Genomic DNA, 26736 nt, shown 5'->3' with positions numbered 1-26736 from the left:
TTTGCATATTATGATTATATCATGATTGACTAAACTTGGAATGGAGTGAAAATATGGTTGAGAATGGCTTGCTATATTGTGAGGATATCGTGGATTTCTTGAGGAAATTTGCCGAGTCCGAAAAAGTATATTTCTGCCAGAAAGATATGGCCGAAATTTACGCCGGCTTGATAAAGGAATTGATGTGGGTTGATATAAATTAGGAAATAGCGCACCATAAGGTGCGCTATTTCCTGTATATCCCGTCTACGTTCCTGGCCGCACTTCCCGCCGCCACAAAGGTTTTGCAGCAGGTCTCCATGCAGGATGAAACGGGGGTCTGCGGGGCGTTCGAGGCCTGCATGGCGTCGAAACTGTCGGGCATCTCGTCCCCTACCTTGTCGGAAGTGATCATGATTTCCGAGGCGTCGCAGATGTTTCCACTTTTCCAATAATGGCAGTTGGAAACGCTGCAGTGAATTCTGGCCATCGGGATACCTCCTTTTCATATTTCTCAATTATAATTTTTCTTATTTGACGTTTGGTTATACGGGGAATTTTTTTCGTATAACCTCCCACACCCGGGGGTCTTCCAGTCCGAGACGCCAAACTCCAATACCGCCCAGGTTATAGCGGATTACCAGGTCCAGTTTTGCCGAAAAGCTTCTTGAATCTTCGAACCAGACGATGTGCCTTACGCCATAGGCAGTATAGGTAAAAGTGGATTCCTGAGCATCTTCATCGTAGATTATGGTGGCACCGTACTGCCGGGCGAGATTCACCGCTGACTGATAGGACAGGGTGCGCGGCATACCGCCCGTTTCCACCCAGTCGTAGCCGTAAACAGCCATTCCAAGTTTTATTTTGTGCCTGGGGATTTTCGTTATGGCATAATCTAGAACCCTTCTTACAAATCCTATGGATGCCACCGGCCCTGGAGTGCTGAAGTGTTCGTCGTACGCCAGGATGTTTAGCTGGTCGGCAAACCGCGAAAGGGTTCCGTAATCGAAGGCTCCCGAAAAGGGATGCCGGGGATTGTCTTCCAGCTGGGCCGGGACGGAGATCGTGACCCTGAATCTAGGCGAAAGCCGGCGGTACAGCTCTTCCATAAAAGTGTTAACGTAAGACCTATCTTCAGGCGGCACGAATTCAAAATCTATGTTAACCCCTGCATAATTTTGGGTTATCAAAAGGTTTTCGATCGAAAATATGAGGTTTTGCCTGATATTGGGAGTAGTCAAAACCTCGTGGATGAGGCCGGCCATCTGAGGGTCCGAAAAATTGTGCACTATCGGCAGAATGGGGAGTTTGCTCCTACGGGCAATTAATAAAGCTTCTAATTGGGATTGGTCTACTAACGTACCTTTTTCGGTTATGCCGTACCAAAAGGGAATGAGAAAGTCGATTTCATAGGCGTGAATTTCCAAAGCCTTGAGAGCCTGGCTTGTAGAAATGTAATACCAATTATTTTCGCGATATTTGCAATTAGAATCATTCAATATAAAACCCCCTCTCTGAAACTAATAAAGCCCTTCGGGATTAAGGGCCGGTTTGGAAACACAAGCCTTCTTGATTTGCTTCTTTTCTAGTTATATAATATGCTGGAAGGGATACAGGGTGATAAAAGATGGCCGGGAGAATTAAAATATGGAAGAGAATATGGATAGGCTCATTGCCGTGATACTTTTTACAGCAACCATACACATAATAGATACCCTCTCTTATTCCGTGAGACTCGCCGGAATAAAAACGAAAAGACTGGCCATGGCTTTGTCGCTTTTTAATATAATAGTGCTGGTGGCCAGGACGGCCAACATGATACAGGCGCCCTTGCTGGGTAGCATGGTGGACAGGGCCATAGCTCACGGCCAGGTGAGTTTGCTGCTCAAGGACTTCAGGATGATAATATTCTCAGCTACGGTGGGTAGTATTGTGGGGGCGGCGCTGATACCCAGCTTTGTCGAGATTTTTTCAAAGGGTATAATGGCGCTGGAGCGGGCAGGGTCCGTGCCGGTCCTAATATCTAGTGCGGTGTATCAGGGTTCTTTTAAGAAAATAAAGAGAAGCTTTAAAAAACCGGGAATCGGCGTATTGAAACGTCTTCGCTTTGACAGGATTCCTCCGACTTTCTTAATCCTTAACTTGATAATTACATCCGTATCTACCATCGGAGTTTTATCGGCAATTTATGCGGGAGCCCTTCTTCCCGATTACCGCATCACTGCCAGCCAGCTTTCGGGGATTATAAACGGCGCTGCTACCATCCTGCTGGCAGTGGTGGTGGACCCTCAGGCCGCCATGATTACGGACCAGACCCTGCAGGGCATGCGAGAAAGACAGGAAGCAAATACAATGGTGGTGCTTTTAGTGGCGGGAAAAATTCTCGGAACTTTGCTGAGCCAGTTCATTTTTCTACCCGCATCAAAAATAGTTGTTTTGCTAACAAAATTTTTGGTTTAAATTATAAAAAAAATAAAAAGCGGGGATAAAACCCCGCTAATATTTTTAGATTGTTACATCAGGAACAGAACGGCTGCTATAGTCGACACCGTCATGCCGATGACTACGGGAATGAAATTTTTCCGCGCCAAATCCAGTACAGGTACTCCGACTATTCCAGCTACGGCTACCAGCGAGCTCCATGCAATGATTGTACCGCCGCCGGACCATATTGCACCCATCTGGCCTACGGCCGCCAGTGCGGATGCCACCGATTGATTGCCGGCAGCCATGGCCCCCGCTAGCGTTCCGGTCATTGGCAACCCCGAAAAGCCGGACCCGTCAAGTCCGGTGATTATTCCCAGTATCAGCATACCGAAAGCGGCCAGGAATCCTTTGGCTGGTATATAGCTGGCCAATATCTTTCCAATATCGAATAGATATCCCGGAGCCCCTTCACCTAAAATTTTTACAACTGCTTCCGGATTCCCGAGGAAGAAGAATCCTGCAATGGGAAGTATCTGGCCCATTACTTTGAAGGCGAATACAAGCCCGTCGGTCAGGTGGTCCGCTATCTTATCAAAGCCTCCAATACCTTCTACAAGCAGTGTGGCAACGGTCATTATCAACACGGCGGTTCCGCCTAAAAGGGCTGAAGCATCTCCACCTCTAATGTTGAAGCGGAACATGGCAAAAACTACCGCAGCCATGGATACAACTAAAAGTGCGACCAAAAGGGCGGCATAGTTTTGGCCTTTCTTTTCACCTGTATGAACTTGGACAGCTGGATTCGGCTCGGCGGACGAAGATTGCTTAGCGCCTTTTACTCTGAACGACTCAATGTCTTTTCTCACCATTATATAACCTATAATGATTGCGGTTATACCGGTAATCAATGAAAGAATTGCACCGTCGCTCGTAACCATTGAAACGGGTATTCCAGCAGCTTTTGCCGAAAGGCCCGGAGCACCCTGAATAATGAAGTCTCCCGACAGAGCCATTCCCTGTCCTGCAAGAGCCAGAGCCATTGCGGCAACCATTGGGGGAAGACCGGCTTCTATAGCCGCCGGCACCAGAAGAGTACCTATCAATGGAACCGCCGGTGTAGGCCAGAAGAAAAGTGATATTACATAAGTTGACAAAATCAGCACAACGTAACTTACGAAAGGAGATACCATCATTTTTTTCAAAGGTGATACCAAAAGCTCGTCGGCTCCGGTTACGCTCAGCGACTTTAACATCGCCATCATTAAAGCGATTATGAGGAATATGCTTCCGAGTTCGAAGAGGGCCGTTAGGTTTGCCTTGAAAACCACAACTACTGCTTCAACAAAAGAACCCGTAAATAACAGTCCAATCAAGAATGTCGAAATTATGCACGGGATTAAGACGTTTCGCCTAAAAATCATTGTGATAACTACCGCTAATGTGCCCAAGGCGTAAATCCAATGAGCTAACGTCATCCGAATCCTCCTCTTTACTATTTTTCACAGGTTTGGATTTTAAGGAATTATTATTTTGTTAACAGCAAGAACTTGCTGAGTTAACCACCTCCTCATCAAAGATGAGCAAAAACTTTTTATTATTAAATTCGACAAATTACTCATACTTCCTTCTTGTCAAAAAAAAATTTTTTATAGCTATTTTTGAATAACTATTATACTATAAATATATGCGGAAGTATACTGGATTTTATTAGTATGAAATAAATTATTGACTAGATATCGCAAAGGATGTAAAATATATTGCGTGGGCTGATGTAGCTCAGTGGCAGAGCAGCGCACTCGTAATGCGCAGGTCGTGGGTTCGAATCCCACCATCAGCTCCAGTGAACATAAGGCTTCCGGGATTTTTCCAGGAAGCTTTTTTGATTAGTTTCCGCCCAGTTTCACGCCCAAAATAAAAAAACCCGGGAATCCGGGATTATTTGAGCAGCTGTTCCAGTTTCTCGACGGCTGTCCTCTGCATACCGGGCATAAGGTGTGAGTATAAATCATAGGTTATCCTTACGCTGCTGTGTCCGAGCCTTTCCGAAATTATCTTTACGACTACTCCCGCTTTCAAAAGCGGCTTGCGTGGAGGCGGTTAAAATAAAATACTTCCCGATAATTGCATTGCTAGGATATAAAGAGGGAAGTGCCGGACTTTGCGGCACATACCCTCTTTATTTATTTTCTGCCTGCTTGCCGATATGTCGAAGCTTAAACGGCAATGAAAATATTGTTGGAGTCCTATCGGAGGCATATCAGACAGGGAAGATAATTTGCGGATTATAAACACATCTTTGAGCGGTTTAACGTATGCTGCTTATAGGATGAAGTTAACTTATAAAATTTAGGAGGGCTGGGAAATGCCCATCATCGAGTACACGGTTCAACCGAGGGGTACAATTTGCGGAATTGCAAGGCGTTATGAGTGACACCGCAATCAATTATTGAAATGAATAATCTTACGAACCCAAATCTCATAGTACCAGGACAAAAATTATTAATTGAGGTAGAAGGAACAGAACCTGAACCTCCTCCAGCGGGGGTTAAAACATATGTGGTATAGCCCAGCGATACGCTGTATTCGATTGCTCAGCGTACCGGGGTAACGGTGGAGCAAATTGTGAGGTTGAACGACATCGAGAATCCGAATCAGATTTTCCATAGGCAGTGATTACTGCTGCCGCCGGAGGCTAAGCTGCCTGACGTTCCTTCTGGTTTCTTCCGTTACACTATTAGGGGAGGAGTACTTTGTATTCGATTGCAAGAAGGTACGGGACCACAGTTGGGGCTCTAGTTGGTGCTAATCCGGGTATAGATCCGAACAACTTAAGGATGGGACAGCAGATTTTGGTTCCGACGGCGGGACTTACAACACCAGTATTCAGGGAAAACAGCACCAAAAGAATGGTCGCCTTTACTTTCGATTCGACCTACGGTGACAATCAAACCAGAGAATTCTTGAAATCCTTAGGCGAAGCGGAAAAGGCGATTGAGAGAGTAATTGGCATAAAAACTAATCTATTTCGACCACCTTTCGGTGAATACAATCAGACCCTCTTAAATGTCGCTGCAGGCTTAGGTTATCGGACGATAATGTGGACTGTAGATTCTCTGGATTGGCAAAATCCGGGTCCAGATGCTATAGTAAACAGGGTGGTGTCAAATGTTGTAAATGGCGCGATTATACTAATGCACAATGCCGCTTCCGATACTCCAAATGTACTGCAGAGAATAATTGATGAACTGAGAAGAAGGGGATTTGATTGAGGCTCTTTAAACTAAAAACCACCTGCTTTTTTGATTGCGCAGGTGGTTTTTCCTTAGCCTTTATTTATACATTTATTTATACATTGTAAGGGTGACGTCGGGTATTTCACGCGTGCGCGGGGTTTTGCACCATGTCTTCGGCTGGCGGTTGAGTGCACGCAATACCAAAGCGTAAGAGTAGGGTAGCGGCAGCAAAAAGGCGGCAAGCGGCAGTGCGAGAAGTTCCACTATGGCCAGCAGCTTTCTTAACGGCCCCCTGTCTTTCATGTACCGCAAGTAGCGGAAATAGATGTAATATGTGAATCCCACGTAAATGAACACAAAGGATTTCAGCAGGTAATTTATGTATCCGGGAATTGCAACAGGTTTGACCCATCCTTTCAAACTCAGCAAAAATATTGCCGGCGGTACCAGCACCGCAAGCTGGTACAAAATCCACTCTATTTCTCCCTTTAAAAGCAGGGTTTTTAGAATGCGGTTCTTTTTATGAAGATCGTAGGTGAAAGTGTTTTTAAATTTCTCGACAACCTGAATATGGCCGGAAGCCCACCTCAAACGCTGGCGGAAAAAGGCTTTATAGGTTTGAGGCGTCTGTTCGGTGCTGACGTACGGAAAATACTCCGGCCAAGCATCCCTTTCTAAAAAGGCCCTCACGCCTATTTCCAGGTCTTCCGTAAGAGCGTTATAATCAAATCCTCCTATTTCGCGTAGAAGCCTCGACTCTATGAAAAGGTTCGTTCCGCCTACAAAGGGAAGTTGTCTCATGAGCACCGGTAAATACCATTCATGGGCCAAAGCCTGGTAAAGGGATGCGATTTTTGTAATAGGGCTCAGGAAAAAGAAATTTCTAACTTGGAAAACCGGCCCCTGCCATATGAGGTTCTTCTTGTCGGAAATCAGCCACCGGTAAGCTATGTAAAGCAATACGTCTAGTTCTGGATGACTTTCGGCGTCATAAAATCCGCAGATATCGGAATTTTTGTCTATGAAGGCGAGTCCGTAATTCAACGCCCTTCCTTTGGTAGAAGGAACGACTTTTCCGGTCAAAGTTCCACCGTAATAACCGTCAAAATCGTAAGGCACGATTACATGTTTTAAAACGGGGACGTTTTTTCTTTTTTTAAATTCCTGAATTTTTGCCTCCACCACCTGCTGGGTCGTTACGGAAGCGCCCTTTTGCAGTTCCTTTTCATCGGTTATAATTATTATCTCAAGTAAATTGGGTGGGTAATTTAACTTGGATAAATGTTCAATCGTTTGACCGATTACTTCTGCCTCTTCCCGCGCGGGTACAAGGATAGAAAACATTGGAAGCTTTTTTTTCTTTTCCCTTGCTAATTTTTTCAATTCGAACAGCGTTATGGTCCGCCTTTTGCACCAGTAATGCTTTCTTGCATAGTTTTCCCAAAGAAAATAGCGCAGGAAAAGAAAAAAGAAGAAAATATACAGCCCCACTGTAAAGAGGTATATTTTTTCTGGGAGTCCCATTTTATCCCCCCTGTTATAGTCGCAGATTGATTTTCTCGAAGAAACACCAAAATACATTATATACTTTAAAAGACTTAAAAGGAAGTGAATTACAGAACAAAAACCCCGTAACTTTTACACTTTTGAGCCGAAAACAAAAGCAAATGCTTTTTTATGATAGCATACCCTCAAATTTATGCGTTTTTTCCGTTTTTTTGGTTTCGAAAAAAGGATATCCCATATTTTTTATAGAATTATTATAGAAAAGCATTATGTAAAAATAAGCACAACGCAGAAAAAGCGAGGCGGTTTTGATGGATACAATCGTTGAGGGTGTGAAAAAAGCGGTACTGATGCTCGTTACGCTGGATGCGGATATATACCGGATAACCCTTTTTACTTTGAAAGTGTCGGGAATTGCGACACTAATAAGTCTTGCTATTTCATTGCCGGTTGCGTTTTTCATAGCACTGAAGGATTTTCCGGGAAAAAAAATTTTAATCAGTCTTGCCAATCTCGGGATGGGACTTCCTCCTACCGTGGTAGGGCTCTGGGTGTGCCTTTTGCTGTGGCGCAGCGGCCCCTTAGGGCGCCTACGCCTCATATATACGCCGACTGCAATTGTCATCGCGCAGACAGTGATAGCCACGCCCGTGATAATGGCATTGGTTACCGCCGCACTACAGCAGGTAGATAAGAAGTTGAGATGGCATATAATGGCACTGGGAGCCACTCCCTTGCAGATGCTTTTTTTAATGGTAAGGGAGGCGAGGTACTCCATATTGGCGGCGGTCATAGCAGGTTTTGGAGCCGTTATTTCAGAGGTGGGCGCTTCCATGATGGTAGGCGGAAACATTGCCGGGTACACCAGGGTGCTTACCACCGCTATAGTCCTTGAGACCAGCAAGGGCAATTTCGAGGATGCTCTTGCGCTCAGTTTTATTTTGCTGCTTATGGCATACTTGGGCACCCTGGCATTAACTTATTTACAGCAGCGGAGGCATAAAGATGAATACGGTAATTGAAGGAAAGGACATCAATGTAAAGAGTAGGGAAAGAGTCTTGCTGGACGTAAAAAGGATAGGATTGAATAAGGGAGAAATTTTTGCGGTGATAGGTCCTAACGGGGCGGGGAAAAGCACTCTGCTTAGGGTCATGGCTCTCCTTCAGGTGCCACAGCGGGGAGAGATCTATTTTAAGGGAGAAAAAGTAGCTCGTAAAGACAGGGTAAGGATTAGGCGAAAAATGGCTGTTGTTTTTCAGGAGCCGCTGTTTCTCAATGCTACGGTTTTGGAGAATATAACTTTGGGATTAAAAATACGCGGTGTAAATCAGCGTGTAGCCATGGAAAAGGCCGAATACTGGCTGGAAAGGTTTAAAGCTGAAAAGCTAAGCAATAGATGGGCTAGGTCCCTTTCGGGCGGCGAAGCTCAACGGGTTAGCCTTGCTAGAGCTTTTGCATTAGAGCCGGAGGTGTTATTTTTGGATGAACCTTTTTCAAACCTGGATGTATTTATAAGGGAGTCACTGATAGCTGACTTTTTTGAAGCGCTGAAGACAACGGGAATCACCACACTTTTTATAACCCACGACCTGGAGGAGGTTTTGCTATTTGCAAATCGAGTCATGGTACTCATGGGGGGGAAGGTGGTGCAGGAAGGTACCCCGCTAGAATTGGTAGAAAACCCCCTAACCGATGAACTTAAAAGATTTATCCAGGCATGGGAAAGATCTAAAGCTAAAATGTTACATTTGCTTTAAAATACTGTTACATTATTGTTACACAATAAATTTAACCCGAAAAGGAAAATGCCTTTTACGTATCTATATAACGGAAAGTAAAATACAAATGCACGGGAAGGGGGCATTGAAATATGAAAAGATTCATTGCGGGGCTACTTATAATGATGTTGGTGGTATCATTGACGGCCCCGGTGGCGGAAGCCAAACAAAATCGCGGTTTTAAGGATGTGGGAAAAGAATGGGACTGGGCCCGGTTTTCCATTGAAAAGATGTATGCCAAGGGCATAATAAAGGGGTACCCGGGAGGTTGGTTCAAACCGAGAAATTCAGTTACCCATCTTGAAGCAATAATAATGGCCTTAAGGATTATGGGATGGGAAGGAGAAATAGACCGCAACGCCAAATTGCCCGAATATATAACCAAGTTAAAATTGCCGTGGAAAGATGCTTACTATTACCTGAACCTGGCGGTGGAAAAGGGGATAGTAAAGCCGGAGGAACTTAAAAACTTTCGCCCCAATGAGCCCGCAAAAAGATACGAAGTTGCAAAATATGTCGTCCGGGCCATTGGAAGAGAAGACGAGGCAAAGCAGCACATGAACGAAAAGCTCTCCTTCAAAGATGCCAAAGCCATACCTGATGATGCTGTTGGGTACGTTTACGTGATGGTAGAGTTAGGGTTGATGAAGGGGTATCCTGGACACGTTTTCCAACCCAACAAGGCCATAAGCAGAGCTGAAATGGCGGTAATAATAAACAGCCTGGACGAGCTCCTGAAGGAAGATGGGGAGAAAGAATCCGTCTTCGTGGTCGTTTTGGTGGACCGGGATGACATGACAATTACAGTAAGCAAAGAGGGAAGAACAACCACTTATGATTTGGAAGAAGACATCCCGGTTTATATTAACGGCAAATACGGCGACATTGAAAAGATAAGCTCCGGCGACGAAGTGGAACTTATCTTTAATGAAGAAGGCAAGGTGGTGTTCATCCAGGTTATAAGCAAGAAGATTACCACCACGGCGAAGGGAATAGTGGTGGATGTAGAGGAAAGGAAACAAACCGTAAGTCTATTAACCTACGATAAAGTAGAAAAAGGTTACGTCGGTGTGTTAAAGGAAAGCGATATAGAGGGGCGGCACTTGGAACTAGAGACTGAATACGATAGGTTCGTGCTGGTGGGAGATACGGACCGCCTCGAGGATTATGTCGGCGAAAAAATAGTGGTTTTGGGCGAAGTAAAACAGGGTGCTTCCATATATATGAGAGGTCCGCTTTTGGAGGTTGATGATTGGTTTGTAGTTACCGATAAGAATACCTTAACCTTTGAAGTTACCGGCGAAACTTATATAGAGATTGGAGGAAAACGGGTGGAGCTTTCGGAACTGGAAGAAGGGTCGTATGTCGAACTTGCGGCTCAAAAAAACGAGGCCATCAGTATTAAAGTGATAAAATAAAGCATAAAAACGGGGTAAGCGGGAGAAAGGGCGATCTTATCGCCCTTTTTTCTTCAAAAGAAGGAATTACTTGGTTTTTGTAGAATATATAGACAAAAGGAAAAAAATGAAAGGAGATGGAATCCGTGAAACCATCTAACCGGGCCCGAAAGTTTTGCGCGGTCTTCCTTTCGATTTTTTTGGCCTTAATGAGTTTTTCTGACATAAATCGAGTCTTTGCATCTGTGCTGAATTTTGCCGACATGGTCCATGAGAGATACGAATGGGCACGGCCTTACGTGGAAAAAATGGCCCTCTTGGGCGTGATCACCGGGAAAAGTCCGGATGCTTTCGCGCCGGATGACCCGGTTAAGCGCGTGGAGTTTATCGCCATGATAGTGAGGCTTATGGGGTTGGAAGATGAAGCAAAAAACAAGGCCCTTCCCTCCGATTTTCCGAATGCTCATTCGATTCCGCTGTGGGCCCGGGGTTATGTGGCTGTGGCGCTGGAAAAGGGGATAATATCGGGTGATGATTACGCCTATTTTAGACCCGAAGATGCTACAAAAAGGTTCGAAGCGGCAGTTTTTGCGGTAAGGGCTTTGGGCCTTGAAAATGAGGCTCAGTCGATAAAAAACATAAACCTTGCGTTCAAAGACACTTATGAAATACCGCTGGGCGCAAGAAAATACGTTCAGCTGGCTGTGGAAAAGAAAATACTCTCCGGTTTTGAGGATGGAAGCTTCAGGCCGAAAGAAAATATAACCCGCGCTCAGTCTACCAAGGTTTTAAACCAAATTGCCGAGTATGTAGATATCTCCGACAGAATGGTAACCGGCAGAGTTGAAAGCGTAAAGACGGATTTCTTAAATTACATAGATGTGAGGCTGGCGGATGGTACGCTCAAGACCTATTTTGTCGGAAGCGAGTGCGGGATATACGAAAAAGACCAGCAGGGCACGCTAAACGAAATTACGCTGAAGGATTTAGTGCCGGGGACAAAATTGAGGATAATAGCGGATGGCAACAGCGCGCGGTACATAGAAGCCTTTTCGGATGATGCACAGTCGACAACTTTTAAAACCATAGCAGGCATATTAAGGTCCGTACTTACCGGGTATGTAGTTGTGGAAAACGAGGAAACAGGAGATAGCGAAACTTACCCCCTGGATGCGTCGGTAAGGGTGACGAAGGACGAAAAGGCGTCTTCGATTTTGCAGCTTATACCGGGAGATATGGTGACTTTAATGCTTTACGGCGGAAAGGTATTCAATATCGAGGCCGAAAGTGCGGAAAAAAAGGTAAAGGGGTCTGTAAAAAGTGTAAGTTTTCTTGCAAAAAATCCTGTAATAACGCTGGAGCTTGAAGATGGCAGTGTTGAAGATTTCGAAGTGAAAGAGGACGTGGAAGTCAAAAGAGACGGCAAGAGTGCGGAATTAAAGAGCATAAAAAACCAGGACGAAGTCACCCTATATGTCGAATACCGTAAAGTTACGAAAATAGAGGCTAAAAGCACTAAGCGAAGTGTAAGCGGAGTGGTCAAGGAAATTTCGATTTCCGATGTTTCGAAAATTACTGTTACCGACGATGAGGGAGCGGAGCACACCTTTACGGTAACCCAGGATTCGAAAATCACGCAGGATAGAAAGACCATAACGATTTTCGATGTCAAACCCAACTTTTACGTAGAGGTCGAGGCGGAAGGTGACGAAATATTGAAAATGGAAGTGACGGCGAGGCAGGTTCTCAATGTGGTGCGGGGGACTGCAAGATACGTGCATGAAGATGCCGAAGTCATTGTGGTTGAATTCGAAACCGAGCAAGGAAGAATGACTACCGCAGAGATTCATTATAGTGGCGATACCGTCTTTTTGAAGGGCAATAGGGAGGTAAGTGTAAAAAATATCGCCGACTATATAGAAGAAGGGGACGAGATTATTGCAGCGGGCAGGTACGAACGGGGAATTTTCTATGCGGATGTGGTAATCGATCTTGTGACATTTTAGGATCGACCGTGCAGCAGTTGAGGGGGTAGTATATGGAGCGAAAAAACAGAATCCTCGTGGTGGATGACCAGATATGGGTAAGGAGGATGCTCCTTGAAGCCCTTCAATTTCAGGGATACGAGGTTTTTGGGGCATCCTCCGGTTTTGAAGCACTGCGACTTGCCGCCGAAATGAAGCCGGATTTGGCGGTTATAGATATGGCCATACCCGGCATGGATGGCCTCACCCTTCTATCAAAGCTAAGAGAAATAAATTTAAATTTGCGGGGAATTATGATTTCCGGCGACGGCGAAAAAAAATCTGTTAAAAAAGCTTTGGAGGGAGGGGCTTTCGCATATCTAGTCAAGCCCTTTGACATATCGAGCCTTGAAAACCTGATAAGGAGAGCATTGACATCTTGAGATTTGCATCGAGAGGAGAATACGAATGAGCTTCGGTGATTCAAACGTTTTCGAGGACTTGTTTACGAACCGAAGTTACAAGATCTCGGAAGACCCTGCCGTCTTTGTAAAGGAAGGTGCTCATACTGTAGTTTTGGAAAACAAGTGGCAGGATGAGAAAAGAGGGTGCCAAACTTTTAACGTGAATACGACGGTGGTCCGAAATAAACAAGGTGTTTCGGGGGTCATTGTATATTGTGAAGATGAAGGCAAGTCTGAAGATAACAAAGGTGCCTCTGAAAGTCTATCGGTCATAGGTGAGCTAGCAGCCAGCGCTGTTCATGAAATAAAAAATCCGCTTTTTTCCATTCGCGGTTTTTTACAGATACTGGACAACACGCTTTCGGAAAGCGACAAGCGCAAGGAATACGTAAAGATAATGATTTCCGAAGTGGACAGGCTCGAAAGCCTGGTTAAAGATTTTCTGATGCTGGCAAAAACCCAGAACGATTCTAAAGAATTGGTGTGGGTTTGTGAACTTGTAAGGGAAGTTGTAGAGCTTTACAAAAACAGCTTTGAAAAGAAAAAAATCCAATTCAGACTGCAGGCGAAGGATGAGTCGGTATTTTTATGGGCCAATAAGGATCAGCTGGAGCAGGTCTTTATAAACTTGCTTCAGAATGCTCTGGAAGCTGTAGAAGAAGGCGGAAGTATCGATGTTATAGTTTCAAAAAAGGAAGAGAAAGTCATGATTGAAGTTAAAGATAGCGGGAGAGGAATAAGCCCCGAGGTAAGGGATAAAATTTTCACTCCTTTTTTCACCACTAAAAAGAACGGGACGGGTCTGGGTCTATTCATTTCCAAGAGGATTGTGGAAAACCACGAGGGGAAAATTTATTTCAGTTCGGATGAAGGAAAGGGTACTATCTTTATCGTTGAGTTTCCCATGAGGGAGACGACCGTTGATGACCGACTAAATCTTTGGTATAATGTAAACCTGTCCGAATAATTTTGTGTTCTCCGCTGTATAATTCAAACGGAGAAATATTTTTTTATTTATAAAGTGGCAAAAGGAGGTGAGAGATTGCTAGCACAGGAACTGGAAAAGAAGACTATCGCCCAGCTTCACGAAATAGCCAGGGAAAAGAAGATTCCAGGATACTACAAGTACAGGAAGAAGGAGCTTATAGTAAAAATAATAGAAGCTATGGCGGCCGAGTCGGGAGAGAGCATAGCCGAAGGAGTTCTCGAGGTGATGCCGGACGGATACGGTTTTTTGAGGATAGAAAATTATCTCCCCTCAGATGAAGACATATATGTCTCGCCTTCTCAAATCCGACGATTCCACCTGCGCACGGGGGACCTGGTCAGGGGAAGAATTAGACCTCCGAAAGAGGGCGAAAAATACAGAGCCCTGCTGCAGGTCCACGAGGTAAACGGCCTTGATCCGGAACACGCCGTAAGCAGGTTTCACTTCGATTCGTTAACTCCTATTTTTCCGCAACCCAGGCTCACACTGGAGCACGACCCCGAAGACCTTTCCACCAGGATAATCGATATAATTTCTCCCATAGGAAAGGGACAGAGGGCTCTTATAGTTTCCCCACCCAAAGCGGGTAAAACCATGATGCTGAAAAATATTGCCAACGCTCTTTCGAAAAATCACCCGGACTTGGAACTTATAGTGCTGTTGATAGACGAAAGGCCCGAAGAAGTAACCGATATGAGGCGTTCAGTAAACGGTGATGTAGTGAGTTCGACTTTCGACGAACCGCCGGAAAATCACCTGCGGGTTGCCGACATGGTGCTCGAGCGCGCGCAGAGACTTGTGGAAAGCAGGAAAGACGTGGTAATTTTGCTCGACAGCATAACACGCCTTGCCAGAGCCAACAATCTGGTGGTGCCGCCGACGGGGAGGACGCTGTCCGGTGGGTTAGACCCCAGCGCCCTACATAAGCCCAAGCGGTTTTTTGGAGCTGCGCGCAATATAGAAGAGGGCGGAAGCTTGACCATAATCGCCACCGCCCTGGTGGAAACGGGAAGCCGTATGGACGACGTCATTTACGAGGAATTCAAGGGCACCGGCAACATGGAAATTCACCTGGACAGAAAATTAGCTGAGCGCAGAATTTACCCAGCCATAGATATAAAAAAGTCGGGCACCCGCCGGGAGGAATTGCTGCTTTCGAAAGAAGAGCTGGAAGCCGTTTGGGTGTTGAGGAAGGCCCTAGCTCCAATGGATACTGTTGAAGCAGCCAGCACCCTCATAAACAGGTTGAAGAAAACCCGCAGCAACAGGGAATTTTTAGAAAACCTGGCTTCCATGATTAACGAACTGCACCTCACTTAAAAGTCATTTCAAATACCCTTTAGCCTTGAGCTTTTCTATATGCTGCTTTAACTTTTCCTCCAGGTCTATGTTGTAATTTTCCTCCAAAACAAACATCATGGACACCGCTACCTGCGCCACATCTAAAAGCTCCCTTGCCATTCTGTCCACAACTTCTTTTTCGTCCATCTTTATGTTTTCTCCGCTTTTTGCCCGGAATTTACCGATGGCCTGGGCAAGTTCGCCGGCTTCTTCCATGAGCTTCAGCGCTGTAGATTCCAGGGTAGGCGTAAGTCCGTTGAGTTTCGGCAGGCTTATTACCTTAAAATTGTTCTTGTTTTGTGGGTTCATAAGTTCACCTCTTTTTCAGTTTCTTTTATGACCTTTGATGCAAGAAAAGTAAACATTGCCGCGACGGCAAGGCGCGTCGCGAGAAGCAATACGGCGCTTACGCCGAGGGCGGCGAAAATCGCCGTATCTTCGAAGACCGCGTGAGCCGCCACCAGAAAGTAAGTTATAAGGTAAAGGTCCTTTTTGGACAACTTGTTTTCCTTGGCGGCTTTGAATATTATCCCCGCCCCGTAAGAAAGCCCTATAATTATTCCTATCACCAGCGGAAACGCCGACTCTTTCCTCATGCCGAATATCCGGACTACCGGCGAGAACCAGTCGGCGATGCGGTCTAGGAGTCCCATGTCCTTTAGAATTTCCATGACGAGCATTATCGGTATTACGATGATGGCAATCTGCTTTATGGATTGTATTGAACCAACTGCAGCCTCTTTTAAAGCTTCAAGCAAGGCGAACACCCCTTTTAAAGTAAAATGTTGAATGCCAGTCCGGATAGGACGGCAAGTGCCATCCTTACAGCTATTACGCTTATGGCCGAGAGGCCTATTTTTTTTGCCAATGCGGTTTCAACCGGCAGGCTGTGACAGAATGAAAGCATTATCGCCAGAATAGCTATTTCTTTTAGGGAAAGGGAAAGGGATACTATTGCGCCTATCGCTGCGTATAAGTTGACCAGATTGCCGAGGACCAGCACCAGAGCGGCTTCTCCCGGTAGACCAAAAAACCCCATGAGCGGTGCGAAGACTTGGGCTATTGCACCGAGGATGGGAGTATGCTTCAATAAAGTGACGATGAAATAAATGGGAATCATCACCTTTGCCAGCTGCCAGGTAACGTCGATGCCCGATTTCAGCCCGCGCTTTAGAGTATCTAAAGTGATGGGGCCAGTTTGTAAAGCCAAGGTTTTTCCCTCCGCTTAATTTAATTTCATAGAAAAATTTTCACAGAAAAATTATAACATAGAATTGAGTTGATTATATAAAGAAATCACGAAGTCAACTACTATACCGTATACCCCCAAATACGACCGAATAGGGTTAAATTTTGGCCGAATAAGGGAAATTATGACATTAAAAAGATAATTTCAACTATAATAATATTTAAAAAAAGAAATTGATTTGGTGTGAGGGGGTGAGGGATTTAAGTAATGCAAAACCGCAGATTTAAAAATTAATACCAATTGCATAAGGAGGCGGACTTATGAATTCCCTTGTACTGCTAGTTGTTGGGGCTATTTTATTCCTCCTTGCTTACGCCAGCTACGGGGCATACCTGGCCAAAAAGTGGGGAATAGACCCTTCGAGAAAGACACCAGCCCACGAGATGTACGATGGAGTGGATTACGTGCCTACAAACCGATACGTCCTTTTGGGACATCACTTTGCTTCCATTGCAGGGGCAGGGCCGATAGCGGGGCCCATACAGGCTGCGATATTCGGATGGCTTCCGGTATATCTGTGGATTGTGCTCGGCACTATATTTGTAGGAGGGGTCCACGATTTTGGTTCGCTGCTGGCATCGATAAGGCATAGGGGCAAATCCATCGGTGAAATAATTGAAGCCAATATCGGAACGAGCGGGAAAAAGCTCTTCAATATATTTGCATGGCTTACCCTTGTCCTGGTTGTGGCCGCATTTACCAGCATCACGGCTGAGGCTTTCGCTGCAACGCCGGCAGCCGGGACCGCTTCTGTGCTTTTCATATTTATAGCGATACTCTTTGGGGAATTTGTTTATCGGAGGAATGCAAGCCTTGCTGTTTCTACCGTAGTAGGTGTAGCACTTATATTTTTGTCCGTGTGGTTAGGATATAAATATCCGTTTATGAAATTCGACAAAACCACGTGGCAGTACATATTGCTCGTATACATCTTCTTTGCGTCGGTACTTCCCGTTTGGCTTTTGCTGCAACCTCGGGATTACCTGAATTCCTTCCTTTTATATGCCATGCTTATAGGAGGTACGCTAGGGATTATCCTGATGCACCCAGTTTTGCAGCTTGAAGCGTATAAAGGTTTTTCCTTGACGACCGGCTCCGGTGTCCAATACCTTTTCCCGATGGTATTTGTCACCGTTGCGTGCGGTGCCTGTTCCGGATTTCACTCGCTCGTAGGTTCCGGCACGACCGCCAAACAACTTTCATCTGAGAGCGATGCACGTTTTGTAGGTTACGGCGCCATGCTCATAGAAGGGTTTCTGGCTATAGTTGCTTTAATTTCGGTGGCTTACGTCACAAAAGCTGAAGGAAGCCCTGCTGAAATTTTTGCCAAAGGCATTGCAAAATTCATGACTTCTTTCGGTATTCCTGAAGATTTCGGCAAAGTATTCGTGACATTGGCCTTTACTGCGTTTGCCCTTACCAGTCTCGATACGGCCACAAGGTTGGGGAGATATATATTTCAGGAATACTTTGAGACGAAGGGAACCGAAAAAAATCCGCTATCCGACAAGTACGTTGCGACTCTCATCACAATTTTCGGCGCGTACATTCTTTTGGCCTACGGATATCAGAAAATTTGGCCGATTTTCGGATCTGCCAACCAGCTCCTTTCCGCACTGGCGCTGCTTGCGCTTACTGCCTGGTTCGTAAGAACGGGCAAAAATCCGCTTATGACCTTTCTCCCCATGCTTTGGATGTTTGCCGTGACGCTTTCTGCCACTTTGCTTTTGATGAAGAACTTTTACAGGGCCGGAAACTACATCCTCGTATTGCTATCGATTGCGCTGTTCGTGCTGGCTATAATCCTTATGCTTGTGACCTACAATACCTTGAAAGCGGCGGGTAAGACTGAAAAAACCACTTCTGCAAAAATGGATTAACTGAAAACCGAAGGGGTGGATTTACTCCACCTCCTTCGGCTTTTGAAAAAGGAGAGCGGTTTGATGGATGCGCAAAGGTACCTGGAAATGCTCTGCGACAGGTTGAGATCTCATTTTGATATAGAAAGGAAAAAAGTAATTTCCGGAAATATTGTGGATCTATTTGCCAGGTGCCATATAAAGCATGTGAGAACGTTTTTGACCCCTGGTGATGTGATAGATTCCTACGAGACCAACGAATATTTTGTGGTGAAGGTTTTTGAAAGGTTGACTGGAGAGGACATAACTTTATTCGACTCATTTTTGAAACAAGAAATTATGAGGATTTTTGTTCAACCCAAAGACGGACACATGTGCAGCATAATAAACGGCGTTTTTGTTATCAAAGACGGCATATCGGACGAACTCGAAAAATATGTCCGCTTTTATTCTTATGAAAAAAGCTATTTATTTTCGTTGAGAGGATGGTGTCGCATCAATCTTGCTGCGGTGGATTTAAAAAATGGCAATGTAATTTTGAGCAAAAGAGGTAGGAATTTGGAAAAGCTGCTAAAGCTCCAACTTTAAAAAAGGGGGCATTAATGGTATTATTAAAATTAGGAAACAATATACTACGTAGAAAATGTCGGGGAGCTGAAAACCGTGATATATTCGATTCTTATTGGACTTGCCAACAGGTTGGGGCTTTTTATTGTTATAGCCTACCTTCTTTCGAGAAACAAGGCTTTCAAAAACCTTATATTGAAGCAAGAAGTATCGGTGCTTGATAAGATCCTCTTGTCGGCAATATTCGGGGCTTTTGGCATCCTGGGAACTTATATGGGCATCCCTGTATACGGTGCTCTTGCAAACTCCAGAGCTGTGGGAGTAATAATAGGGGGGCTTTTAGGTGGTCCTTTCGTAGGTTTTTTGTCGGGCTTCATAGCCGGATTTCACCGCTGGGCAATAGATATAGGCGGTTTTACGGCTTTTGCCTGCGGCCTTTCCACTTTCACCGAAGGGACCATAGCGGGAATATTGCACGTAAGGCTGAACAAAGGCAGGATTAACTGGAAGGTTGCTTTGGCCGTCGGTATGGCTCTTGAACTTCTGCAAATGGTCATAATACTTTTAGTGGCAAAGCCCTTTTGGGCGGCACTGGAACTCGTAAGGGTTATATGGTTTCCAATGACCACGGTCAACGCCATTGGCATCGCTATATTCATAGCGCTGGTAGAAAATATCTTCAGGGAGCAGGAAAAAGCGGGAGCTTACCAGGCCCAGCTGGCTTTGGATATAGCGTCGGAAACTCTTCCCTATTTGAGACAGGGTTTGAGCGAATTTTCGGCGTATAAAACGGCGAAGATCATTTACGAAAAGGCAAATTACGATGCTGTCGCCATCACCGATGACAAGAAGATTCTGGCTCACATTGGTGCCGGAGAAGACCATCATAAAGCAGGACTTAGTATCCAGACCCAGGCTACGAGGAAAGTGCTAGCCACCGGAGAATTTCAGGTGGCATCTTGTAAAGAAGATATTGAGTGTTATCATGAGAAATGCGACCTGAAGTCGGCGGTAATAGTGCCGCTTATGGAAAAGGACCGGGTGATAGGGTGTCTTAAGCTTTACAGAACCAGAGGAAACAGTATAACTAGTGTGGACATCAGGCTGGCCCAGGGGCTTGCACAGCTTTTTTCCACGCAGCTTGAACTTTCCAGGATGGAACATCAGGCGAGGCTCTTGGCAAAGGCCGAACTCAGGGCGTTGCAATCCCAGATAAATCCCCATTTCCTTTTTAATGCTCTGAACACCATAATTTCCATTTGCCGCAGGGACCCGGAGAAGGCAAGGACTCTGCTCGTGCACCTGGGTGAGTTTTTTAGAAAAAACTTGAGCACGGGAAGAGAAACGGTGCCCCTCGAACAGGAAATAGAGCACGTAAAGGCATACCTTGCCATTGAGCAGGCAAGGTTCGGCGACAGGCTCAAAGTGGTTTTTGATTTAGAGTCGATTGGCGGCGTCATGGTGCCACCGCTTATACTTCAACCTCTGGTAGAAAACGCGGTAAAACATGGGATTTTCCCTAAAAGGGAAGGCGGTACTGTGATTATCCGGGCCAAAAGGGTGGATGGCGGTGTAGAGCTCACTGTAGCCGACGATGGAGTGGGCTTCGATGAGGCAACGATAGAGGAAATCCTGTATAAAGAAGGGCCCACAGACAGAATAGGACTCTTTAACGTAAACCGGCGGCTGGAAAACCTTTACGGCCCGCAAAGCCGGTTGAAGATAACATCAAAACCTATGCTAGGAACTGCTGTTAGATTTTTTATACCGACGGCCGTAAGTAAGTGGGGTGAGGTCGATGGAGCTTACAGCACTGCTGGTAGATGACGAAAACCCCGCGCGGGACGAGCTTCGCTATCTCCTCGAAGCATATCCCGAAATAAGGGTGATCGGGGAAGCATCGTCCGGACAGGAGGCCGTCGATAAAGCCGTTGAACTTAACCCCGATGTGGTTTTCCTCGATATTAAGCTCTGGGATATGGACGGATTTGAGGTTGCCCGGCGGATTTTTGAAGAAGGCAGGTCGCCCTTGATTATTTTCGCAACCGCCTATGACGAATATGCCGTGAAGGCTTTTGAGATTAACGCGGTCGATTACATCCTCAAGCCATTCTCGCAGGAGAGGCTGGAAAAGGCCGTTGAAAGGGTTTTAACCCTATTCAAGAATGAAAAGAAAAAAGAGGAAGTACTAAAAATAGCCGAGTATATAAAAGCAAACGAAAGGCCTTCGTGCAATAAGCTTTCCTTTTGGAAAAAAGATAGGATCTACCTTGTATGTCCGGAAGATATTTGCTACTGCGTTGCCGATGAAAAGGGAAGCGTGGTAAAAACGAAACTCGGGGAATTTAACACGACCTATACTCTTACAGAATTGGAAGAGAAAATAAACAGCCCTAATTTTTTCAGGGTTCACAAGAGCTATCTTGTGAATCTAGATAAGGTCAAGGAGATAATACCTTGGTTCAACGGAACATTCATCCTTTCAATTCAGGGGTATGAAAAGGATGAGGTTCCCGTAAGCCGCCGTCAGGCTAAGGAACTGCGGAAATTGTTCGATATTTAGTCGAAAGCACCTTTTACCCCCTCGGAACAACCGGAGGGGGATTAATTTTTGCTTTTTGGCCGAAAAATCCCCCATAAGTCGAAATTTTACTCTAAAATTGAAAAAGGACTGATATTCTGTCAAAATATGAAGGAGGGGGCAAAGTTGGTAACTTTTTTTGCATCCATTGTTATTCTGATTCTGGGCTATGTCGTTTACGGTGCTATCGTGGAAAAAATATTCGGAGCTGATGAGAAGAGAAAGACGCCGTGCTATACCAAAGCTGACGGTGTGGATTACGTGCCGATGGACAAATACCGCAACAGCCTAATTCAGCTTTTGAACATTGCAGGTTTGGGCCCCATCTACGGTGCAATTTCTGGAGCTCTATGGGGACCAGTAGCTTTCCTCTGGATCGTATTCGGCGGTATATTTGCCGGTGCGGTGCACGATTATCTTTCCGGTATGCTCTCGCTCAGGAACGACGGAGCTAACGTACCTGAACTCGTGGGGAAATATCTGGGAGGTAAGGCTAAGCTTATCGTCAACATATTCGCTGTGGTGCTGCTGGTACTGGTGGGCGTGGTTTTCGTAAACGGACCCGCCGGATTGCTGGCAATTCTAACCCCTGAAGTTTTAACAAAAAACGTATGGGTATGGATAATTTTTGCATACTACTTCCTGGCGACGGTATTGCCCGTAGATAAGATAATAGGCAGGATATATCCGATTTTCGGTGCCATACTCATAATAATGGCATTGGGCATTGGCGGTTCCCTGATATTTCAGGGTTATGAGATTCCCGAACTTACGCTGCAAAATCTTCATCCTAAGGGAGCGCCGATTTGGCCGCTGCTATTTATAACCATAGCTTGCGGTGCCATAAGCGGATTCCATTGCACTCAATCGCCGATAGTGGCAAGATGCGTTAAAAATGAAAGAGAAGGAAGGCTTATTTTTTACGGAATGATGATATGCGAATCCATAATAGCGCTCATCTGGGCCGCGGCGGCCATGAGCTTTTACGGCGGCACTGCAAAGCTAGGGGAGGTGCTGGCGACTCCAGCCGGGCCTTCGGCGGTCGTGAAAGAAACGGCCTTTGCCATGATGGGGACTTTCGGCGGAGTCCTTGCCATCCTTGGGGTGGTGGTGCTTCCCATAACTTCTGGAGACACGGCTTTCAGGGCAGCAAGGCTCACAATAGCCGAAATGATAAACTTGAGTCAAAAGAGCGCCCTTAATAGATACAAGATAGCCGTTCCGCTGTTTGCGGTGGGAGCCGTCCTTTCGCAGATAGACTTCCAGATAGTATGGAGGTACTTTGCCTGGTCCAATCAGACCCTTGCCATGATAATGCTGTGGGTTGGGGCGGTTTATCTTGTGAAAGAAGGCCGCTTCCACTGGATAGCCACTTTGCCCGCTGCTTTTATGACAGCGGTTAGCGTAACCTATATACTCCAGGCGCCCGAGGGTTTGAGACTTCCTACTGCAATTTCCTACCCCGTGGGAATCGCTGCGGCGATTGGTGCTTTAGGATATTTCCTTTTAAAGACGAGGCAGGAAGCGGCGGGGCAACAACTTCAGGGACAAAAAATTTAAAAAAACCTTTGCATAACACCAGGTCGATGTGGTAAAATATACAGAGAAATCTAATGGAGGAGGTATTTTCCTTGAAAGTTTACGTTGATCAGGACCTCTGCATAAGCTGCGGGCTTTGCATCGACACCTGCCCCGATGTGTTCAGCTGGAACGACGATGGAAAAGCTCAGGCTATCGATTCGGAAGTTCCGGCCGATGTTGAAAACGAAGCAAGAGAAGCTCTGGAAAATTGCCCCAGCGAAGCCATAAAAGAGGAGTAAAAATAGAAATTAGAATTTTGAAAGCATAATATTTATTGATAATTTGGCTTAATAAAACGAAACCGGGCCGTAAAGGCCTGGTTTTTTGCTGTACATCCGTTATTTTGAGAGCTTTAATGAAAGTCAGGTTCAAGAAATGCAACAAGATTTTTCATAAGTAGGTATATTCTGCCTCTGAAGCACCTATAAGTAATTTCTGGGTACTAACTAGCTTCCCCGAACTTTATCAGAAGTTTAGAAAAACTTGGTGAACGGTGGCATTAGGGACCTTTTTGTTGGATTCGATAAAATTTTCTATATTTCCCGGGCAATTTTTTGTTTTCGACGGGAAAGCTTTTTTTTATAGATACATGTGAAACATAAAAATCATAACGTAAGCTTTAGTTCCTGCTTTTTCCGATGCCTTTCTATAGCCAGTTCTATCAGACGGTCTATGAGCTCGCCATAAGAAAGCCCCGAAGCTTCCCACATCTTTGGGTACATGCTTATGTTTGTGAATCCAGGAATTGTATTTACTTCGTTAATATAAGCTACCCCTGTTACCTTGCTCAGCAAAAAGTCCACCCTCGCCATACCCGAACAGTCCAGAGCCTTAAAGGCCTTTACCGCGAGGTCTCGAATTCTTTCCGTTTCTTCGGCGGAAAGCGGTGCGGGGATTAAAAGCTTCGACTTTCCGCCGTCAAAGTATTTGGCGGTGTAACTGTAGAACTCCTCGCTGGGTATGATTTCACCAGGCAGGGACGCCGCAGGGTCATCGTTTCCCAGGACCGAGCATTCGATTTCCCTTGCGGGGATAAATCTTTCGACGAGCAGCTTCCTGTCGAATTCTGCGGCAAGCATTATTGCCTTTTTTAGTTCTTCACGGTCATGGGCTTTGCTTACTCCCACGCTGGAGCCTAAATTTGCGGGTTTTACAAAGCACGGGTATCCGAAGGATTGTTCAACTTCCATTACCATGTCCGAAAGTCCATCGGGCAGGTCCTTTTTGTAAAAGACCTTGAAGTCCACCACCGGCAGGCCTTCCTGTTTTAAAAGCTTTTTTGTGAAAACCTTATCCATGCATACGGCTGAAGAACCGACACCGCAGCTCACATAAGGGATGTTCATAAGCTCGAAAAGGCCCTGGACGGTTCCATCCTCACCGCGGGGGCCGTGAAGTACTGGAAATATGACATCGATATAATACCTGGTTTCGACACCGTTATTGAGGGCGATTGCGCACTTGGATCCCGCGTCTGGGGGCAGAAAAATCGGTATTGCTTCGTCTATCCAACTTCCATCCCTAATTTTCGAGATGTCTCCGAAATACACGTGCCAGCGGCCGTCCTTGGTTATTCCGATAGGGATAATTTCGTATTTCGTTTTGTCCATGACGTTTATTATTGAATATGCCGACATAAGCGATACTTCGTGCTCGCCCGATTGCCCGCCGAAAACCACGCCCACCTTCAATTTTTCCATAAAAACACTCCCTTTTGCGCTTGCAGTATGCCAAGATAAACGCTTTAGTAATATTTTATTCATGTGCCATGGTAAAATTAAAAGGATCAAAAAAAATTATAACAAATTGTGAAGCTAATATATAGGTCATAAAACTTATTTTTTCGATAAAATATTCAAAATCAATTAGAGGGAATTTATGGTATAATTTTTTAGAGAAATTTTTTATAAGGGTTGGGTTTAACTGTAAGTTTTAGCTGAAGGAGAGTAGGGGATATGGATTTTAGTTTTTATTTGCCTACCAGGATATTGTTCGGCAGAGGGAAAATAAAAGAAGTGGGACTTCATGCAAAAGAATTGGGCAAAAAAGCCCTAATAGTTACGGGCAAGTCCAGCGCCAAAAAGACTGGCAGCCTCGAGAGGCTTACAAAAAGCCTTGAGGAGCATGGCATAGGGTGGGTCTTATTCGATAGGGTTAAGTACAATCCCCTTACCACTGACATCGATGAAGGAGGAGCTTTTGCGAGGGAAAACGAGGTGGACCTGGTAATAGGCCTTGGCGGTGGAACCGCAATGGATACCGCAAAAGGAGTAGCTTTTGCTGTACTCAACGATGGGCCCATCGCGGATTACATGGAAAGCAAATCCGGCGAAAAGGCTCTGCCCATAATCCTCATACCCACCACTGCTGGCACGGGGAGCGAAGCCAACAACATAGCCGTCATGACAAATCCTTCTACGATGGCAAAAAAGGGCTTCAGGAATCCGTCGATTTTTGCGAAGGTTTCCATTGTGGACCCGGAGCTCATGGATTCCCTACCCCCTAAAATCACTGCGTCGACTGGAATAGATGCGTTTTTCCACGCACTGGAGTCCTATATAAGTTTGAGAAGCAATCCTCTGACGGAGAGCATATCTTTGAAAGCCATGGAGCTGATCAGCGAGAATATAAAAAAGGCGGTTTATGAACCCGATAGGGAAAGCCGCGATAAAATGGCCATTGCAAGCACCATGGCCGGCATATCCTTGGGTCAGGCGGGAGTTTGCGCGCTCCATGCCATGGAACATCCTTTGAGCAGCTTTTTTGACGTCCACCACGGTGAAGGTTTGGCACCCCTTGCGAAAGCTTTTTTGAACTTCGTAAAGCCCCATGCCTGCCAAAAGCTTTCAAAGGTGGCCGAAGTCATGAAAATCGATACGGCTAACCTTTCAAAGGAGCAAGCGGCGGAAAAGGCGATAGATGCCATCGTCGGGATGATAAAAGACCTTGGTCTGCCCGATAGCATTTCGAGCTTCGGGGTGAAGAGGGAGGATATACAAAAGCTAGCCCTAAACGTCAAAAATTACATGGTGCATAACCTCTCGGCGACCCCCGGAAATCCGGCTTTTGACGACATAGTGAAGATCTACACGGAATCGATGTAAAAAAGGAGGCTTTTAAGGCCTCCTTTTAAGTATTCATCCAGTTCCACACCTTGCTTTCCTCTTCGGAATACCAAATCTCGGTGCCGGTAAGGAATCGGTACACGTTGTCTAACGAATTCAGATGCTCCAGTTCTTCTTTCATGAGGGCTTCGAAAAACTTCTTTTCACCCTCGGATTCGGCTTCGCTGTAAAATTTTTTGTACATCTCGTATCCTCTTTTTTCCATTTCGATGGCTAGCTTATATCCCTCGATGTGGTCCAACGGCATTTTTCTTTCAGACTCCTCAAGTTGGAAAAATAAAAGCCTTTTTGCCAGAGGTTTCATTCCTCTTCGAACATGTCTTTTCCTGCACCGCAGACGGGGCATGTCCAATCATCGGGCAGATCATCAAAAGAGGTACCGGGTTCTATGCCATTGTCGGGATCGCCCTTATCGGGGTCGTATACGTATCCACATACCGTACAAACCCATTTTTTCATAAACTCTCCTCCTTCGGCTAGAGCTTCGGAAAACCAGCCTCAGTGGTCCATCTCGTCGATTGAAAAATCTTCGAAATCATCACCGCCTTTCGTGATAAAATAATGATAAAGGATGATGGCGGCGTGCTATCTTTCTCCGCTTATGCTAAAATTTAAGCGAACCGGAGGAGATGCTAAATGCAGACAGTAACCCTCAAGGTAAAACTCCTATCCCCAAACAAAGGCAAACTGGAGAAG

At 45.5% G+C, this 26736-nt stretch carries 27 protein-coding genes, 1 tRNA gene and 1 pseudogene; 18 read left to right on the top strand and 11 right to left on the bottom strand.

Features of this window, described 5'->3' with window-relative positions; translation table 11 throughout:
- Positions 1-53 precede the first annotated feature (53 nt).
- Positions 54-203 carry a hypothetical protein gene (locus AN618_RS13120; RefSeq protein ID WP_157081678.1) on the top strand — a complete coding sequence of 50 codons (150 nt, stop codon included), beginning with the start codon at positions 54-56 and terminating at the stop codon, positions 201-203.
- Between the two features lie 23 nt (positions 204-226).
- Here AN618_RS13120 and AN618_RS08295 read toward each other — a convergent pair whose 3' ends face one another.
- Together AN618_RS08295 and AN618_RS08290 are read right to left on the bottom strand one after the other, a co-directional pair.
- Positions 227-469: a DUF1540 domain-containing protein gene (locus AN618_RS08295; RefSeq protein WP_066353837.1), complete on the bottom strand. Its 243-nt coding sequence runs from the start codon at positions 467-469 to the stop codon at positions 227-229.
- A 55-nt stretch (positions 470-524) separates the two neighbouring features.
- Positions 525-1478, bottom strand: a complete 954-nt coding sequence (locus tag AN618_RS08290) for a glycosyl hydrolase family 18 protein (protein ID WP_066353836.1) — start codon at positions 1476-1478, stop codon at positions 525-527.
- 148 nt (positions 1479-1626) lie between these two features.
- On the opposite strand from AN618_RS08290, the gene AN618_RS08285 reads away from it, so the two are divergent.
- Positions 1627-2439, top strand: a complete 813-nt coding sequence (locus tag AN618_RS08285; protein ID WP_066353834.1) for a lipid II flippase Amj family protein — start codon at positions 1627-1629, stop codon at positions 2437-2439.
- 53 nt (positions 2440-2492) lie between these two features.
- On the opposite strand, the gene AN618_RS08280 is transcribed toward AN618_RS08285, so the two are convergent.
- Positions 2493-3881: a hypothetical protein gene (locus tag AN618_RS08280; protein WP_066353832.1), complete on the bottom strand. Its 1389-nt coding sequence runs from the start codon at positions 3879-3881 to the stop codon at positions 2493-2495.
- A 290-nt stretch (positions 3882-4171) separates the two neighbouring features.
- Between AN618_RS08280 and AN618_RS08275 the strand changes: the two genes are divergently transcribed.
- Positions 4172-4246 (top strand) — tRNA-Thr (locus AN618_RS08275).
- A 95-nt stretch (positions 4247-4341) separates the two neighbouring features.
- On the opposite strand, the pseudogene AN618_RS13115 reads toward AN618_RS08275, so the two are convergent.
- Positions 4342-4485: pseudogene (locus AN618_RS13115) on the bottom strand (site-specific integrase); the annotation flags it as partial.
- Positions 4486-5156: 671 nt separating this feature from the next.
- On the opposite strand from AN618_RS13115, the gene AN618_RS08270 reads away from it, so the two are divergent.
- Positions 5157-5675, top strand: a complete 519-nt coding sequence (locus tag AN618_RS08270) for a polysaccharide deacetylase family protein (protein WP_066353831.1) — start codon at positions 5157-5159, stop codon at positions 5673-5675.
- A 72-nt stretch (positions 5676-5747) separates the two neighbouring features.
- Here the strand turns inward: AN618_RS08270 and AN618_RS08265 are convergent, their stop codons facing one another.
- Positions 5748-7163, bottom strand: a complete 1416-nt coding sequence (locus AN618_RS08265) for a glycosyltransferase family 2 protein (RefSeq protein ID WP_066353829.1) — start codon at positions 7161-7163, stop codon at positions 5748-5750.
- A gap of 293 nt (positions 7164-7456) precedes the next feature.
- Between AN618_RS08265 and AN618_RS08255 the strand changes: the two genes are divergently transcribed.
- The 7 genes from AN618_RS08255 (at position 7457) to rho (ending at position 15057) form a co-directional block, all read left to right on the top strand.
- The gene (locus AN618_RS08255; protein WP_066353825.1) at positions 7457-8167 is read left to right on the top strand and encodes an ABC transporter permease; all 711 of its coding nucleotides are present in this window, start codon (positions 7457-7459) and stop codon (positions 8165-8167) included.
- Entirely contained in the window at positions 8151-8903 is a 753-nt protein-coding gene (locus tag AN618_RS08250; protein WP_066353822.1) for an ABC transporter ATP-binding protein, read from the top strand. The genes AN618_RS08255 and AN618_RS08250 overlap by 17 nt, the downstream gene beginning before the upstream one ends.
- Positions 8904-9016: 113 nt before the next feature.
- Positions 9017-10342 (top strand): S-layer homology domain-containing protein, encoded by a 1326-nt coding sequence (locus tag AN618_RS08245; RefSeq protein ID WP_066353821.1) that lies wholly within the window; start codon positions 9017-9019, stop codon positions 10340-10342.
- A gap of 188 nt (positions 10343-10530) precedes the next feature.
- Positions 10531-12327: an S-layer homology domain-containing protein gene (locus tag AN618_RS08240; protein WP_187694909.1), complete on the top strand. Its 1797-nt coding sequence runs from the start codon at positions 10531-10533 to the stop codon at positions 12325-12327.
- 32 nt (positions 12328-12359) lie between these two features.
- Positions 12360-12728, top strand: a complete 369-nt coding sequence (locus tag AN618_RS08235; protein WP_066353819.1) for a response regulator — start codon at positions 12360-12362, stop codon at positions 12726-12728.
- A 25-nt stretch (positions 12729-12753) separates the two neighbouring features.
- Positions 12754-13716, top strand: a complete 963-nt coding sequence (locus tag AN618_RS08230; RefSeq protein WP_066353818.1) for a two-component system sensor histidine kinase NtrB — start codon at positions 12754-12756, stop codon at positions 13714-13716.
- A 75-nt stretch (positions 13717-13791) separates the two neighbouring features.
- The gene (rho, locus tag AN618_RS08225) at positions 13792-15057 is read left to right on the top strand and encodes a transcription termination factor Rho (protein WP_066353816.1); all 1266 of its coding nucleotides are present in this window, start codon (positions 13792-13794) and stop codon (positions 15055-15057) included.
- A 3-nt stretch (positions 15058-15060) separates the two neighbouring features.
- On the opposite strand, the gene AN618_RS08220 is transcribed toward rho, so the two are convergent.
- From AN618_RS08220 to AN618_RS08210, 3 genes are read right to left on the bottom strand one after another with little or no spacing between them, the layout of a single operon-like run.
- Positions 15061-15387 carry a MazG-like family protein gene (locus AN618_RS08220; protein ID WP_066353815.1) on the bottom strand — a complete coding sequence of 109 codons (327 nt, stop codon included), beginning with the start codon at positions 15385-15387 and terminating at the stop codon, positions 15061-15063.
- Positions 15384-15845 (bottom strand): nucleoside recognition domain-containing protein, encoded by a 462-nt coding sequence (locus tag AN618_RS08215; RefSeq protein ID WP_245628458.1) that lies wholly within the window; start codon positions 15843-15845, stop codon positions 15384-15386. Before AN618_RS08215 ends, AN618_RS08220 begins: the two co-directional genes overlap by 4 nt.
- Positions 15846-15850: 5 nt before the next feature.
- A complete protein-coding gene (locus AN618_RS08210; protein ID WP_083515135.1) occupies positions 15851-16288 on the bottom strand; it encodes a nucleoside recognition domain-containing protein in 438 nt (145 codons plus the stop codon).
- 299 nt (positions 16289-16587) lie between these two features.
- On the opposite strand from AN618_RS08210, the gene AN618_RS08205 reads away from it, so the two are divergent.
- From AN618_RS08205 to AN618_RS08180, 6 genes are all read left to right on the top strand, one after another.
- Positions 16588-18207, top strand: coding sequence for a carbon starvation CstA family protein (locus AN618_RS08205; protein WP_066353813.1), 1620 nt, complete (start codon positions 16588-16590; stop codon positions 18205-18207).
- A 63-nt stretch (positions 18208-18270) separates the two neighbouring features.
- Positions 18271-18774 (top strand): DUF8052 family protein, encoded by a 504-nt coding sequence (locus tag AN618_RS08200; RefSeq protein WP_066353812.1) that lies wholly within the window; start codon positions 18271-18273, stop codon positions 18772-18774.
- A gap of 75 nt (positions 18775-18849) precedes the next feature.
- Positions 18850-20580 (top strand): sensor histidine kinase, encoded by a 1731-nt coding sequence (locus tag AN618_RS08195; RefSeq protein WP_066353811.1) that lies wholly within the window; start codon positions 18850-18852, stop codon positions 20578-20580.
- Positions 20552-21316, top strand: a complete 765-nt coding sequence (locus AN618_RS08190; RefSeq protein ID WP_066353809.1) for a LytR/AlgR family response regulator transcription factor — start codon at positions 20552-20554, stop codon at positions 21314-21316. Before AN618_RS08195 ends, AN618_RS08190 begins: the two co-directional genes overlap by 29 nt.
- A gap of 144 nt (positions 21317-21460) precedes the next feature.
- Entirely contained in the window at positions 21461-22894 is a 1434-nt protein-coding gene (locus AN618_RS08185; protein WP_066353857.1) for a carbon starvation CstA family protein, read from the top strand.
- A gap of 71 nt (positions 22895-22965) precedes the next feature.
- Positions 22966-23154: a ferredoxin gene (locus tag AN618_RS08180; protein WP_066353808.1), complete on the top strand. Its 189-nt coding sequence runs from the start codon at positions 22966-22968 to the stop codon at positions 23152-23154.
- Positions 23155-23520: 366 nt separating this feature from the next.
- Here AN618_RS08180 and AN618_RS08175 read toward each other — a convergent pair whose 3' ends face one another.
- Positions 23521-24615, bottom strand: coding sequence for a D-alanine--D-alanine ligase family protein (locus tag AN618_RS08175; RefSeq protein WP_066353807.1), 1095 nt, complete (start codon positions 24613-24615; stop codon positions 23521-23523).
- Between the two features lie 255 nt (positions 24616-24870).
- On the opposite strand from AN618_RS08175, the gene AN618_RS08170 reads away from it, so the two are divergent.
- Positions 24871-26019: an iron-containing alcohol dehydrogenase gene (locus AN618_RS08170; protein ID WP_066353805.1), complete on the top strand. Its 1149-nt coding sequence runs from the start codon at positions 24871-24873 to the stop codon at positions 26017-26019.
- 25 nt (positions 26020-26044) lie between these two features.
- Here AN618_RS08170 and AN618_RS08165 read toward each other — a convergent pair whose 3' ends face one another.
- Entirely contained in the window at positions 26045-26344 is a 300-nt protein-coding gene (locus AN618_RS08165; RefSeq protein ID WP_066353804.1) for a ferritin family protein, read from the bottom strand.
- Entirely contained in the window at positions 26341-26499 is a 159-nt protein-coding gene (gene rd, locus AN618_RS08160; RefSeq protein WP_066353803.1) for a rubredoxin, read from the bottom strand. Before rd ends, AN618_RS08165 begins: the two co-directional genes overlap by 4 nt.
- Positions 26500-26736: the final 237 nt, after the last annotated feature.

The organism is Fervidicola ferrireducens, from assembly GCF_001562425.1.
Classification (GTDB): Bacteria; Bacillota; Thermosediminibacteria; order Thermosediminibacterales; family Thermosediminibacteraceae; genus Fervidicola; species Fervidicola ferrireducens.
The sequence above is the reverse complement of the archived record's forward strand: the minus strand, read 5'-3'. Positions and strand labels throughout refer to the sequence as shown.